The sequence below is a fragment of the Desulfovibrio sp. GTC20076 genome (assembly GCF_055385905.1).
Map to the genome: position 1 here is coordinate 1,373,253 of NZ_AP039366.1, position 13,870 is coordinate 1,387,122.

General features: G+C 56.3%; 12 protein-coding genes. 8 read left to right on the top strand and 4 right to left on the bottom strand.

Annotation, left to right across the window (positions count from 1 at the left end; genetic code table 11):
• Positions 1-232: 232 nt before the first annotated feature.
• The 3 genes from ACZ495_RS06050 to ACZ495_RS06060 all read left to right on the top strand — a co-directional run bounded on the left by ACZ495_RS06050 (position 233) and on the right by ACZ495_RS06060 (position 3,433).
• A complete protein-coding gene (locus tag ACZ495_RS06050; protein WP_333534768.1) occupies positions 233-1,180 on the top strand; it encodes a hydrogenase small subunit in 948 nt (315 codons plus the stop codon).
• Between the two features lie 11 nt (positions 1,181-1,191).
• Positions 1,192-2,868 carry a nickel-dependent hydrogenase large subunit gene (locus tag ACZ495_RS06055; RefSeq protein WP_012624670.1) on the top strand — a complete coding sequence of 559 codons (1,677 nt, stop codon included), beginning with the start codon at positions 1,192-1,194 and terminating at the stop codon, positions 2,866-2,868.
• A 79-nt stretch (positions 2,869-2,947) separates the two neighbouring features.
• Positions 2,948-3,433, top strand: coding sequence for a HyaD/HybD family hydrogenase maturation endopeptidase (locus ACZ495_RS06060; RefSeq protein ID WP_012624669.1), 486 nt, complete (start codon positions 2,948-2,950; stop codon positions 3,431-3,433).
• A gap of 521 nt (positions 3,434-3,954) precedes the next feature.
• On the opposite strand, the gene ACZ495_RS06065 is transcribed toward ACZ495_RS06060, so the two are convergent.
• The 4 genes from ACZ495_RS06065 to ACZ495_RS06080 all read right to left on the bottom strand — a co-directional run bounded on the left by ACZ495_RS06065 (position 3,955) and on the right by ACZ495_RS06080 (position 6,322).
• Positions 3,955-4,389, bottom strand: coding sequence for a 2-thiouracil desulfurase family protein (locus tag ACZ495_RS06065; protein WP_012624668.1), 435 nt, complete (start codon positions 4,387-4,389; stop codon positions 3,955-3,957).
• Positions 4,390-4,394: 5 nt separating this feature from the next.
• Positions 4,395-4,619 (bottom strand): hypothetical protein, encoded by a 225-nt coding sequence (locus ACZ495_RS06070; RefSeq protein ID WP_012624667.1) that lies wholly within the window; start codon positions 4,617-4,619, stop codon positions 4,395-4,397.
• Between the two features lie 78 nt (positions 4,620-4,697).
• Positions 4,698-4,862, bottom strand: a complete 165-nt coding sequence (locus ACZ495_RS06075; protein ID WP_394027578.1) for a bacteriocin-type signal sequence — start codon at positions 4,860-4,862, stop codon at positions 4,698-4,700.
• A gap of 17 nt (positions 4,863-4,879) precedes the next feature.
• Positions 4,880-6,322, bottom strand: coding sequence for a putative sulfate exporter family transporter (locus ACZ495_RS06080; protein ID WP_012624665.1), 1,443 nt, complete (start codon positions 6,320-6,322; stop codon positions 4,880-4,882).
• An 884-nt stretch (positions 6,323-7,206) separates the two neighbouring features.
• Here ACZ495_RS06080 and nikA point away from each other — a divergent pair.
• The 5 genes from nikA to ACZ495_RS06105 all read left to right on the top strand — a co-directional run bounded on the left by nikA (position 7,207) and on the right by ACZ495_RS06105 (position 13,704).
• Positions 7,207-8,841 carry a nickel ABC transporter substrate-binding protein gene (gene nikA, locus ACZ495_RS06085; protein WP_464262829.1) on the top strand — a complete coding sequence of 545 codons (1,635 nt, stop codon included), beginning with the start codon at positions 7,207-7,209 and terminating at the stop codon, positions 8,839-8,841.
• A gap of 148 nt (positions 8,842-8,989) precedes the next feature.
• The gene (nikB, locus tag ACZ495_RS06090; protein ID WP_464262830.1) at positions 8,990-9,928 is read left to right on the top strand and encodes a nickel ABC transporter permease subunit NikB; all 939 of its coding nucleotides are present in this window, start codon (positions 8,990-8,992) and stop codon (positions 9,926-9,928) included.
• Entirely contained in the window at positions 9,925-10,737 is an 813-nt protein-coding gene (gene nikC / locus ACZ495_RS06095) for a nickel ABC transporter permease subunit NikC (RefSeq protein ID WP_394027582.1), read from the top strand. Before nikB ends, nikC begins: the two co-directional genes overlap by 4 nt.
• 1 nt (position 10,738) lies before the next feature.
• Entirely contained in the window at positions 10,739-12,373 is a 1,635-nt protein-coding gene (locus tag ACZ495_RS06100; protein ID WP_464262831.1) for an ABC transporter ATP-binding protein, read from the top strand.
• A gap of 422 nt (positions 12,374-12,795) precedes the next feature.
• Complete coding sequence (locus ACZ495_RS06105; protein ID WP_012624660.1) at positions 12,796-13,704, top strand: flagellin N-terminal helical domain-containing protein; 909 nt, start codon at positions 12,796-12,798, stop codon at positions 13,702-13,704.
• Positions 13,705-13,870: the final 166 nt, after the last annotated feature.

Genomic DNA, 13,870 nt, shown 5'->3' on the forward strand with positions numbered 1-13,870 from the left:
GGAAACATGAGGGGCATGACCGCCGCACACGCCAAAGCCAGCAGCCTTTTCGCATTATACCAGTTCCTGAATTATGCACAGACAGCGCCACAGGGCGCACGGCTGCAAAGCCGGACGTCGCTATGCCGTTGTCTTCGACACGGACGGCGTGACTTTTTCGCGCCGCACAGCAGGCCCCAGTGGCAGGGGGACTGCGCCGCAGATGTTCATTCACTCTTGCCAGGAGGCTATTATGCGTATTGCCGTGGGTCTGGGCAAAGAAGGCGGAGAAGAGCGTTTGGAGCGCCAGGGCATCAGCCGCCGCGATTTCATGAAATTTTGTACAGCGGTGGCCGTGGCCATGGGCATGGGACCGGCTTTTGCTTCCGATGTGGCTGCCGCCCTTACCGGGCGTCGTCCTTCGGTGGTGTACCTGCACGCCGCCGAGTGCACGGGCTGTTCCGAAGCGCTGTTGCGCACCTATCAGCCCTTCATTGACACTCTTATTCTTGACACCATTTCTCTTGACTATCACGAAACTATCATGGCCGCCGCCGGTGAAGCCGCCGAAGAGGCCCTTCAGGCCGCCGTCAACGGGCCTGACGGTTTCATCTGCCTTGTCGAAGGCGCTATCCCCACGGGCATGGACAACAAGTACGGCTATATTGCCGGACACACCATGTACGACATCTGCAAAAACATCCTGCCCAAGGCCAAGGCCGTTGTCAGCATCGGCACCTGTGCCTGTTACGGCGGCATTCAGGCGGCCAAGCCCAATCCCACCGCCGCCAAGGGCATCAATGACTGCTATGCGGATCTGGGCGTCAAGGCCATCAACGTGCCTGGCTGCCCGCCCAACCCCCTGAATATGGTTGGCACTCTTGTGGCTTTCCTCAAGGGCCAAAAAATCGAGCTGGACGAAGTGGGCCGCCCCGTTATGTTCTTTGGACAGAGCGTGCATGACCTCTGCGAACGCCGCAAGCATTTCGACGCCGGTGAGTTTGCGCCTTCCTTCAACTCTGAAGAAGCGCGCAAGGGCTGGTGCCTCTACGATGTCGGCTGTAAAGGACCAGAGACCTACAACAATTGTCCCAAGGTTCTTTTCAACGAGACCAACTGGCCGGTGGCTGCCGGGCATCCCTGCATAGGCTGCAGTGAGCCCAATTTCTGGGACGATATGACGCCGTTCTACCAGAACTAGGGGGATAAAAAATGAGCCAAGTCACTAAAACGCCCCGGAGCAATTACACCGGTCCCATTGTGGTGGATCCGCTGACCCGCATCGAAGGCCATCTGCGTATTGAAGTGGAAGTTGAAGGCGGCGTGATCAAAGAGGCCCGCAGCTGCGCCACCCTCTTCCGTGGAATTGAAACCATTCTCAAAGGTCGCGATCCCCGCGATGCGCAACACTTCACCCAGCGTACCTGTGGCGTCTGCACCTATACCCACGCCCTGGCCTCCACACGCTGCCTTGAAGACGCCATCAACAAGCCCATTCCGGCCAACGCTACCTATATCCGCAACCTGGTTCTGGGCAACCAGTTCATGCACGACCACCTGGTCCACTTCTACCATCTCCACGCATTGGACTTCGTGGACGTTACGAGCGCCCTTCTGGCCGATCCCGCCAAGGCAGCCAAGCTGGCGAACTCCATTTCGCCCCGCAAGGCAACTACTGAAGAGTTTGCCGCCGTACAGGCAAAACTGAAGACCTTTGTGGCAAGCGGGCAGCTCGGCCCCTTCACCAACGCCTACTTTCTGGGCGGGCACGAAGGGTACTATATGGACCCCGAAGCCAACCTTGTGTGCACCGCCCACTACCTGCAGGCCCTGCGCGCCCAGGTGGAAGTGGCCAAGGGCATGGCCGTTTTCGGCGCCAAGAACCCGCACACCCAGTTCACTGTTGCCGGTGGCGTGACCTGCTATGAAGCCCTGACACCCGAACGCATCAAGCAGTTCCGTGAACTTTATGTCAAAGCCCGTGCCTTTATTGAAGAAGTTTACATCCCTGACCTTCTGCTGGTAGCCAGTTACTACAAGGATTGGGGTAAAATCGGCGGAACCAACAACTTCATGGCCTTTGGCGAGTTTCCCGCTCCCGGCGGCGAACGCGACCTCAACAGCCGCTGGTACAAGCCTGGCGTTATCTATGACCGCAAGGTGGGTTCTGTGCAGCCCTTCGATCCCAGCAAGATCGAAGAGCACGTGCGCCATAGCTGGTACGAGGGCAAAGCCCGTGCTCCCTTTGAAGGCGAGACCAATCCGCACTTTACCTTTATGGGCGACACGGACAAGTATTCGTGGAACAAGGCTCCGCGCTATGACGGCCACGCCGTGGAAACCGGCCCCCTTGCCCAGATGCTGGTGGCCTACGGGCACAACCACAAAACCATCAAGCCCACCATTGACGCAGTGCTCGGCAAGCTGAATCTCGGCCCCGAAGCGCTGTTCTCTACCTTGGGCCGTACTGCCGCCCGCGGCATACAGACGCTGGTCATTGCCCAGCAGATGGAAAACTGGCTTAACGAATACGAGAATAACATCGTCAAGGACAAACAGATCGTTGAAGATTACGCCGTACCGACTTCCGCACGCGGTGTTGGCTTTGCCGACGTTTCACGTGGCGGTCTCTCACACTGGATGACCATTGAAGACGGCAAGATCGACAACTTCCAGCTTGTGGTTCCCACCACCTGGAACCTGGGTCCCCGGGACGACAAGGGAGTGCCCAGCGCTGCCGAAGCCGCCCTGGTCGGCACTCCTGTGGCCGATCCCAAGCGCCCGGTAGAAATCCTGCGCACCATTCACTCCTTTGACCCCTGCATCGCCTGTTCTGTGCACGTCATTGATGGTGAAAGCAACGAAGTGCATGACTACAAGGTTCTGTAGTCTGCCGTAGCCGGAATAGATGAGGGCGGGGGGATTTGCCCCCGCCCTTTTTTTCACCTTCAAGAAAGCGAGCAGGCACATGAGCAAAGAAAAAGTGCTTATCCTGGGTGTGGGCAATATTCTGCTGACCGATGAAGGCTTTGGGGTGCGGGCGGTGGAATACCTTGAGGCACAGTACCGTTGGCCTGAAAATGTGACTCTTATGGATGGCGGCACTCAAGGGCTGATGCTCATGAGCATACTTATGGATTGTGATTTTCTGGTGGTTCTGGACGTGGTATTGGGCCGCGAAGCGCCCGGATCCATATACTTGCTGGAAGGGGAAAAACTGCGGCAAAGCCTGAGCTTCAGAGATTCAATGCACCAGACCGATCTTGTAGACACGCTTGTAACCTGCGAACTGGCCGGTCACCGGCCACGAGCGCTTGTCTTCGGCATGCAGCCATATGACTACAAAACCATGCAGGTCGGGTTGACTTCAGAGGCAGAAGCTAGGTTGCCGGAGTTTTGCGCAAAAGTGGTGGCCGAGCTTGTTCATCACGACATTTGCGCCGAAAAAATCTGACCCCTGGAGCGTAGTTATACCGTTGAGGCATATCTCGAAGCTGTCACAGTGCTCACTACGGCGCCTGACAACGCAATTACTCAGCGAAGTCGTCTGCACCTCCGTAACCTGCCGGTCAACGGCTGAACCTCTTGCGCAGCCACGGCAAAAGGCTTCGTCACAAAACTGTTCCAGTCTTCCAATGCAAATATCCCGTAGCAGCGTATTTGGCTGTTACGGGATATTTGCATTGGCGTCACAACAGGGACTTTTCGCACTGCAAGACTTGCAGAAACTGCCGGATGCCCGACAAGACAGTTCTTTATTTGAAAAAAATGCACAGCGATGTTGCGTTGCACGAAACACACCAAGAGCATTTTTCTGTGGCGTCCTGACCGTTGTTAAAATCACACATCTTGCAAATCCTGCCAGATCGCCGGCCAGGTGCTCCCTTGGCTTCAAACAAAGTATTTGTCAATGTTCCGCAAAACGTACGGATGCAAACAGGCTATGATTCGGCCTTGCCCTAAAACTGCCCTGCGTCATTCATCCCGGGGCAATCGTTCTTCGGTAAACAGGGCAATGCCGGCCCGCCTCAGATCATCGGCCCACAGCCCGTCCCCTTTGCGCAATGTTCCGGTGAACGTGCCGTCATATACCTGACCACAACCACATGAAGGTGAACGGCTTTTAAGGATAGCGGCGGTACAGCCGCCCTGCCGGGCCAGAGCAGTGGCCGCTTGCGCACCGAGCAGAAAAGCCGTGGTCACATCTTCCCCGTTTTTGTTTACCACCCGCTGCCCCGACAATTCGCAAGCAGGCCTGGGCGTTGGCAACCCCCCGAGGCACTCCGGGCAGGCTGCCACAGCCCTGCCCTCTTCCATCAGGCGCATGACTGCGGCACAGGGCGTGGCGCGCCCGTCATAGCGACAGGCAATGCCTGCCAGACAGGCACTGACGACATAACGAGGATGCATAATGCCTACTTTTCTTCGGGCAGCAGCGCGGCTTCCCACATTTCCTGATAATAAACGCAGGTGCCGGGATTCCAGGCGGTAGCCGTGGCGTGATCGTAGCTTTCGGTAATAGGCCAGTCAGTATGCGGAGCCAGGGCTTCTTCAAATGAGGCAGCTTCTACCACAGCCTCATACTCGAGGTTAAGCGTATAATTAGGCCCTTTCATAAAGCGCAGATGATAGCGCGGCATGGCAAATCCTTTCAACGCGAACACCGGGAAGGGGGTTCCCCTTCCCGGTGTGTTTAGTCAGTTACACAATGGCGGTGCCTAGTGTGTGGTCATCACAAACTTGCTGACGAGGAAGAGCACTATCAGCAGGAAGATGCCAAGCCCCACGCCACCCTTAATGAGCTTCATTTCAATGGGGTCCAGGGGTTCGTACTCCATCTTCTCGATTTCTTCATGGAGTTTTACTTCATTAGTCTTTTCCATATCTCACTCCGAATATGCTAGCCGCCGATAACAGGCGGGGTCATGCCGTGGAAGAAGGCGTAGGAAATGAACAGGCCCACCCAGATGATGAAGCCGAACAGGCACACCACGTACACAACAGCCAGACGACCGATGCCTTCTTCACGCAGTTTGCGGAAGTTGGACACCACACCGATGGTGAAGAAGGTCATGAGGAAGAACAGTACACGGAACCCGTTGATAGTGCCGGACAGGCTCTTGCCGAGCTTGTGCAGTTCGGGCGAGGACAGGCACATGAACAGCAGGATCAGGAAGGTGCCAATGTAGCCCAGCACGAAGCGGGGGAAACGGTCCATAACGTCGCCCCAGGTCATGGTGCGCTCGCCACGGGTTTTGTCAAACTTGGCGGTCCAGACGTAAGCGAGCACCAGGGCCCACACGCCGATGAACACGTCAATGAAGATCTTGACGGTAGTGGTAACCATCACGACCCAGCCCGGCTCCCAGTTGATGCCCTGACCGGCCATCTTGGCCAGAATAAGGGATTCGGTGATGGCACCGCTGGCGATGGCGCCGCCGTCAGACTTAACAGCGAGGCCCATCCAGGCACCGGCCACCAGGGGTTCGGTGGAAAGGAACTGCTGAGCCACAAAAGGCAGTATCAGCATTTCGATGCAGGTAAACACCACGACCAGCGAAGACACCATGATCGGCACCACAGGCCGGGCGCGGATGGCGCCGCCGGTAGCAATGGCCGCGGAGACGCCGCAGATGGAGATACCGGAAGCAAGAGGGGCAGCCCATTCCTTGTTGAACTTGAAGTGCTTACGGGCAACGTAGTAAACAACGCACCAGTAGAGCAGGTAAGCTTCAACGATGGCGCAAAGACCGCGGAAAATGATGTGACCGGCAAAACCGGCGGCATCAGCGGCTTTCACGCCCAGTTCGGCACCCATGATAACAATGGCGATCTTAACGAAAAGCTCGGGCCGGCAGGCTTCACGCAGGCTTTCGGCAAACTTGGGGGTAATGTTGCCCACAAGAATACCGACAACCAGAGCCACGATAAGACCAGCTTCAGTGCTGAGGCCCAAGGCCCACGGAATGCCCTGCTTGGCGAGCTGCGTGGGGTTGGCCGCGATGTAGGCGTTGGCCCCGGCCGTGTAGCAGGCGATGGCCATGAAGAAGATGATGGTGAAGCCGCGAATGAAGCTGGGCACATTGCCTTTGATAAGCTTGATGCCCACAGCCAGCAGGGTGGTGATGACCACATAGCTGACCAGCAGCGAACCCCAGCCGGGCAGCCACTTCCACGTTGCGGCCTTCCAGGCGGTAAGCGGGTTATCAACCCACATGCCAACGCGCACGACCCAGCCCATCATATCCAGGCCGACCATTTTGCCGAGCGCTAAAACGAAGACAAGGCAGCCGATAAGCAGGGCAACTTTGTCTTCGTTAAATGCTGCCTTTGGTGATGCCATACCCATAGTCCTCCATGCGAATAATGCAAGTAATCACGAACACACCTCCCCCGCCGGCACCTATTGCCTCTGGCGACCTTGTACAAACGAGCACATGGCGCACCAAAAGACAAAATTTGCCGCAGTGTCCGGCTGGGGAAACCACGCCAAAAATGGTGCCGTCTTACAGAAAAAATCAGCGGCACCGCCTGAGAACATACCTTTCTGAGCCAGATTGTCAAGCATTAGTTCAAAGTTTAACAACCTGTAAATATCCTCTTATCCTGACAGGTTAAGCAGCATTTTTCTCACTGTATAAAATAAAAATAATCACTCTGTAGAAAGTATTTATACGATACTCCACACAGTATTTATAATAAAAGACAAAAAAACTTTCTTATGATTTTAATATGCACAAACATGGCTTGATTTTATCTTGTAATGCAGTCCATGTTCATCAGAAAAGCATTTAAACCAGACAAACACATGCAGAAGAGCACGTTGCTCAAAAATGTCCCAAAAGCGCCCCTCTGGCCGGGAAAGCATGTTTTTCCGGCGCTGTCGCTTCCATCCTTGTGCTTTATAACACCAACAGGTGCATGCGTGACACGACGACCAGTATCAGCCAGCCCAGTTATCATCTTACGTGCAATAAAGCACCTGCTCGAAAAAATTCCATCACGCGGAAACGGTGTTGATAAAAACAGACAATTCTCCAGCCCGATTGTGGCGGCATGCGCCTCTTCACGTAAAACTACAGGCCAGGGTGGCAGCAGCCCCGGACCGAGCCGGTGCGCCAGCAAAAAAGCATGCACAACGTGTGTCACGTTTTTTTTAAAGTTGACACAAAAATAACATGCCGATACTATTCTAAAAATCCTCACAACCCCATACAGGACAAGAAGATGAACAGAATTTTCAAGGCGTTTCCCCTATCGTTCCGTCATGCCTGCGGCTGTTTTCTGGCTCTGTTTTTCCTTCTGTTTTCACTCCTCCCCGCATCTGCAGCCAATGGATGGGACAAAGACACGCTGGTGTACGCCTGGAGCAGCAATGTGGGTCCCCTTAACCCACACGCCTACGGCGCCAACAAGATGTTCGCCCAGGCCCTCATATATGAGCCGCTGGTGCAATATGCCGAAGGCGGCAAGATCATCCCCTGGCTGGCCGAAAGCTGGACAATCTCGCCCGATGGCAAGGTCTACACTTTCAATCTGCGCAAAGATGTAAAATTTTCAGACGGCACTCCCTTTACAGCCGATGCAGTGGTAAAAAACTTCGATGCCGTCCACATGAACATCAAGCGTCATGACTGGCTGGCCACGGCTGACCTTATCGATTCATACAAGGCTGTCGGGCCTCATACCTTTGAACTGGTACTCAAGCAGCCGTATGCTGCAGCGCTTCAGGAACTGAGCCTGGTGCGCCCCCTGCGCTTTCTCTCCCCCGCGGCCATGCCCGAAGACGGCAATACCGCCCAAAGCATAAAAGCACCTGTGGGAACTGGTCCCTGGGTTCTGGCCGAAAGCCGCAAAGGCGAATTTGACCGCTTTGTGCGCAACGATAATTACTGGGGCGAAAAACCGCAGATGCGCCAGCTTGTGGTCAAGGTGATTCCTGATGCAGAAACCCGGGCTGTCGCGCTTGAAAGCGGTGAGGTGGACCTTATAGCCACTGCCATTGCCGACCACGGCTCGGCCGGAGTAAATCCGGATGCTTACGCCGCCCTGTCCAAGGATCCGGCCTATGCCACCCGCGAATCTTCTCCGCGCAATACCCGTCTGCTGGCTATGAATACCGCCCTGTTCCCGACCAATGAGCTTGCTGTGCGTCAGGCCATTGTGCGCGCCATTGATCGTCCTTCCATAATAAAGGGTGTGCTGCTCGGCCAGGAAGCTCCGGCCGAAGAACTGCTGGCTAAGGACATTCCCTTCTGTGATGTCGCGCTGAAGCCTTATCCCCATTCTCTTGAAGAGGCCGCCGCCATTCTGGACAAGGCTGGCTGGAAGCTTAAATCCGGCGAAAAATTCCGGACCAGAGATGGCAAAACCCTGCGCCTTGAACTTAAGTTCATTGCCAACGAAAGCATCATGCGCTCCATTGCCGAAGTGGTGCAAAACAACCTGGCCCGCATCGGCGTGGATGTTAAGCTGATGGGCGAAGAGCCTAACGCGTTCGGGGCGTCGCAGACCGACGGCGCATTTAACATGATATTCTGCGAATCCAACGGTGCGCCCTATGATCCGTTCTCATACGTTGCAGCCATGCGCGTGGCCGGACATGCGGACTACCAGGCCCAGCGCGGGCTGCCGCAGAAAAAAGAACTGGATGCAGCCATTACAAAAGCCCTTGCCACAACGGACACCAAGGAACTTCAGAACCTGTTCACCAGCATTCTGACCATGCTGCATGAAGAAGCCGTTTACGTTCCCGTAAGCCGTACTATTGACAAGGCACTGTTCAAAAAGAAAAACATCAAGGATTTCGCCTTCAGCCCTGTCTCCTACGAACTGCCTCTGGCGCGGATTTCAAGGCCATAGGTAACTGCCGGCACGACGATCTCCCGTGATCGCCTCTATACCCTGTTGCCCATGCCGTGGTATGCCTCGCGCATTCCACGGCATGGGCAAAGTGCGACATGGCGTCTGACCGGCGCCGCTCCCTGCAACCTCAACGCGGACCCCGTTCATGATACGCTTTTTGTGCCGCCGCCTTCTTGTTCTGTCCCCTCTGCTGCTGGGAGTTTCTGTTTTTGTTTTTGCCGTCCTGCGCCACGGTAAAACAGATCCGGCAATGGCATATCTGCGTTTGTCCGGTCTGCCGCCCACTGAAAGCCTGCTGGCGACCACCCGCGAAAGCCTGGGCCTGAACCAGCCGCTCTGGAAGCAGTATCTGGACTGGCTGAACTCGGCCCTGCAAGGCGACCTGGGCCTGTCCTATGTCACAGGCAATCCGGCCCTCAACGAAATCCTGTATTATCTTCCCGCTACCATTGAACTGACCATGTGGGCTATGGCCGCCACAATTTTCATCAGCGTTCCCCTTGGTATCGCGGCTGCTCTGTACAAAGACCGCTGGCCGGATCATCTTACCCGTATTTTTGCGTTCAGTGCCGTATCCATGCCCTCATTCTGGCTGGGTTTTCTACTGGTGCTCCTTTTTTCGCGCCATCTTGACATTCTGCCAGCCATGGGCCGGGGCGGCCCGGAATTTCTGATTTTGCCCGTGTTCACGCTTTCTTTCATGTCTATGGGGATCAACATACGCCTGGTGCGAGCCAGCATGCTGGAACACATGCATAGCCGCAGCGTCATCTATGCCCGCTCAAGAGGTTTGAAAAAATGGCGCATCATAGGCCAGCATGTGCTGCGCAATGCTTTTATTCCCGTCCTGACATCCATGAGCATGCACTTCGGCGAACTGCTCGGCGGGGCTGTGATTGTTGAAAACATTTTCAACTGGCCCGGTGTTGGCCGTTATGTGGTTTCTGCCATCTACAATCACGACTACCCCGTGATCCAGACGTTTACACTGGTAACCACCCTTATTTTTGTGTTTGTCAACCTGCTTACTGATGTACTTTACGCGCGCATCGACCCGCGCATCCGCCTTGGAGAAGGACGATGAACAAAAAAACGCTCGTAGCCCTTCTCATGCTGCTGCCGCTGATGGCCTGCGCCCTGCTGGGTCCCTGGCTGGCGCCCCACGACCCCGAAGCCGTGGAGCTGGCAAAAAAATTTCTGCCTCCCGGTGCGGACCATCTGCTGGGCACAGACCACCTGGGGCGCGACATTCTCTCCCGCCTCATGGTGGGGGCCCGCTACTCCCTGTCCACAGTGCTGTACATCATCGCCTGTATCGTGGCGGCAAGCCTCGCCCTTGGCTCCGTGGCAGGCTATCTCGGCGGCAGGGCAGATTCCGCCATCATGCGCGTCTGCGATGCCATGATGACCTTTCCAACCATAGTATTGGCGCTTTTTCTTATCGGCATTCTCGGGGCCGGGCTGACAAACCTTGTCATCGCCATCGCTGTAACCCATGTGGCATGGTACACACGGCTCGTGCGCAGTCATGTACTGAGCCTGAAAAGCCGGGGGCATATCCTGGCAGCGCAGGCCATGGGCCTGAGCCGCACACGCATTGTCATCCGCCATTTCCTGCCCGCGATTACTGTGCAGGTTCTGGTACTTGCAACGCTGGATGTGGGACATATGCTTCTGCATGTGGCCGGGCTTTCCTTTCTGGGGCTGGGCATACAGCCCCCCACACCGGAGTGGGGACTCATGATCTCCGAAGCCCGCAACTACATACGCTCGCAACCCATGCTCATGTTCTATCCCGGCATGATGATCTTCATGGCTACTGCCGCCTGCAACCTTATGGGCGATGCGCTGCGGGACCGCCTGGACCCTGCCCTGCGCGCCGCGGGGGCCTGATATGGAACATGTGACAAAACCGGCCTGCCAGCCGAACTCCCCATACATTCTTGAGGTTCGCGACCTTTGCCTGAAAACAGCCGGAACAGAAGCATCAAGGCTTGTGGACCATGTTTCCCTGAGCATTCGCGCAGGGGAAACACTGGCCCTTATGGGGTCCAGCGGATCCGGCAAATCTCTCACCGCCATGGCTGTCATGGGCCTGCTGCCGCCCGGTGTGCAACAGGAAAAAGGAAATATCCGCATTGCCGGGGGCGCTCCCGCGCTGATCATGCAGAACCCCGGTGACTGCTTCGACCACCTTTTCACCGTACGGCATACTTTTCGCGAAACATTCAGAGACACTGGCTGCGTGCCGCGCAGGCGCGAAGAAGCCGCCATGCGACGGCGCTTGCGCGAAGTGGGCTTTGCCAATCCCGGATCCATACTGCCCCGTCACCCTTTTGAACTGAGCGGCGGCATGCTCCACCGGCTTATGATAGCCCTGGCGCTGGCCAGAAAAAGCCCGCTGATTATTGCAGACGAGCCAATCTCGAGCCTTGACCTGCCCGGCAAGGCGCGCATTCTTCGCCTGCTGAAAAACCTGCAGGCCCGCCACAGTTTTGCCCTGCTCTATATTGATCATGACCTCACCACCGCCACCTGCATGGCCGACAACATTGCTGTCATGCAGGACGGACGCATCGTGGAGCAGGCACCGGCCCGTGAACTGCTGCGCCGTCCGGGCCATGACCATACCAAAGAACTGCTGTATGCCTTTCACGCATCCAGGATTCGCCCTGCTGCTGAAAAACAGGCCATCGCAACGCCCCGCACAACAAAGCATGTCGATCCCAACCGACCGGTACTGCTGGAGTGTCGCAACCTGAAAAAAACTTATGGCGCATGCCGCTGGCGGCGTCAGCCCGGTCAGGAAGTTTTACGGGATGTAAGCCTGCGCCTGCACCGTGGGGAAAGTCTTGCCATCATGGGCCGCAACGGCGCGGGCAAAAGTACGCTTTTCCGCCTGTTGCTGGGACTGGAAAAACCCGATAACGGCAATATCCTGATTATGGGCAAAGACATCGGCTCGCCGGAAGCCCGCAAAAATAACTGGCGCAGACATGTGCAAACGGTCTTTCAGGATTCGCGGGGCGCGGTGAATCCACGCATGACGATCGGGCAGATCATTGAAGAGCCTCTGCTGGCCCACGGGCTGGCGTCAGGCGCAGACCGCAAAAAACGTGCGGCGGAGCTGCTTTCGCTGGTGGAACTGCCCCAGTCCTGTGCGCATAGATACCCGGGGCAGTTGAGCGGCGGGCAGTTGCAACGGGTCTGCATCGCTCGTGCCCTGGCCCCAAAACCGGACATTCTGCTTCTTGACGAAGCTCTGACCGACCTGGACGCCGTAGTACGCGCGCAATTGCAGGACCTGCTGGAAAACCTGAAAAACAGTCTGGGACTGTCGCTACTTTATGTATCGCACGATATGGGTTCTGTTTTTCGCCTCTGCGACCGGGTGGTAGTATTGAGCGAGGGCTGTCTGGTGGATGAGTTCCGCCCCTGCCAGCATCTTGATGCGGGCAGGCATGAATCTTTTACGCATCTGCTCCGCGCCGCCGCCGAACTGGCAGAAGGCCATCAGCAGGCGGTCTGATGCTCAGGCGAACATCAGAAAGGCGGCCCGGGCGGATGTGGCCGTACCGGTATGATTGCAACCAGCCCTGCTTTTTGATGCCGCGCGGCGCATATCTGGGCACACTGCGGGGCAGCCGGCCACCCCGACTGAAGCATCCCGCCTGAAAAACGGCCCGGCAACCCCGGCCTCATCCTTGAAAGCTTCCTCTCGGAAGCTTTTTTCGTCCACGGCTGTAACCAGCCGGTTTCACTGCCCGCAAATTTTTCCTCCAGCAGCTCGCAGACAATGACCGATGCGTCAAAATTTTCGCACCAAAGGGGAGGAAAAAAATTCCCACACCCACAATTAATTCATAACATACTTTAATTATAATATAATTTTTTTTGGCACATGGATTGCAAGGCCGGGGGTACAGCTTAGTAACCACCAGGAGGTGTCCCATGTCTTTGGTTATTAACCACAACCTGATGGCCGCAAACACGGCCAGAAATTTGAATGCTCACTATTCACAACTGAGCAAGTCGGTACAGCGCCTTTCTACAGGCCTGCGCGTCAACAGCGCGGCGGACGACGCCGCCGGCCTGGCAATCCGCGAACTGCAGAGGGCCGACATCGCGACCCTGCAACAGGGCGCACGCAACGCCAACGACGCCATATCCATGATTCAGACCGCTGACGGTGCTCTGGGTGTTATTGACGAAAAGCTCACCCGCATGAAAGAGCTGGCGGAACAGGCCGCTACCGGCACGTATGATTCCACCCAGCGCCTCATGATCGAGTCCGAATATCAGGCTATGGCTTCGGAAATCACCCGTATAGCCAATGCCACGGACTTTAACGGCATTCACCTGCTCAACGGTTCCCTGTCCAGCGACACGCACGACGGCAGTGGTATGACGTCTACAGGCAAGCTCAAGGTCCACTTCGGCACAGGCAACGACTCCGCCGAAGACTATTACTACATCAAAATCGGCAACAGCACTGCCTCTGCCCTCGGCGTAGGCAATCAGGCCATTGACGATGCGACAGGCCAACTGCGTGACGGCGGAACAGTTTCTACCCAGCAGGCCGCGCAGCGCGCCCTGGACGCCATCACCAACGCCATTGTTTCCAAAGACAAGATACGCGCTCACCTGGGCGCCATGCAAAACCGCCTGGAAAACACCATTACCAACCTGAATATTCAGGCGGAAAATCTGCAGGCAGCCGAATCGCGCATTTCCGACGTGGACGTAGCCACGGAAATGACGCAGTTTGTGCGCAACCAGATTCTGAGCCAGTCTGCGGTAGCCATGCTCTCGCAGGCCAACTCGCTGCCCCAGATGGCCATGCAGCTTATCGGCGGCTAGGCCATCTTATAATAGGCTGTGGCAGACCAAAGATGGGAGGTCCGGGGGCCGTGCCCCCGGACCAGACAAGACTGCGTCATTCCCGCGCCATACAGCCACTTCACGCCCAAAAAGCTGCCCAGCAGCCCTCAGGTCGCAACGGTTTTTCGTTGCCCGGCGGGCGCTT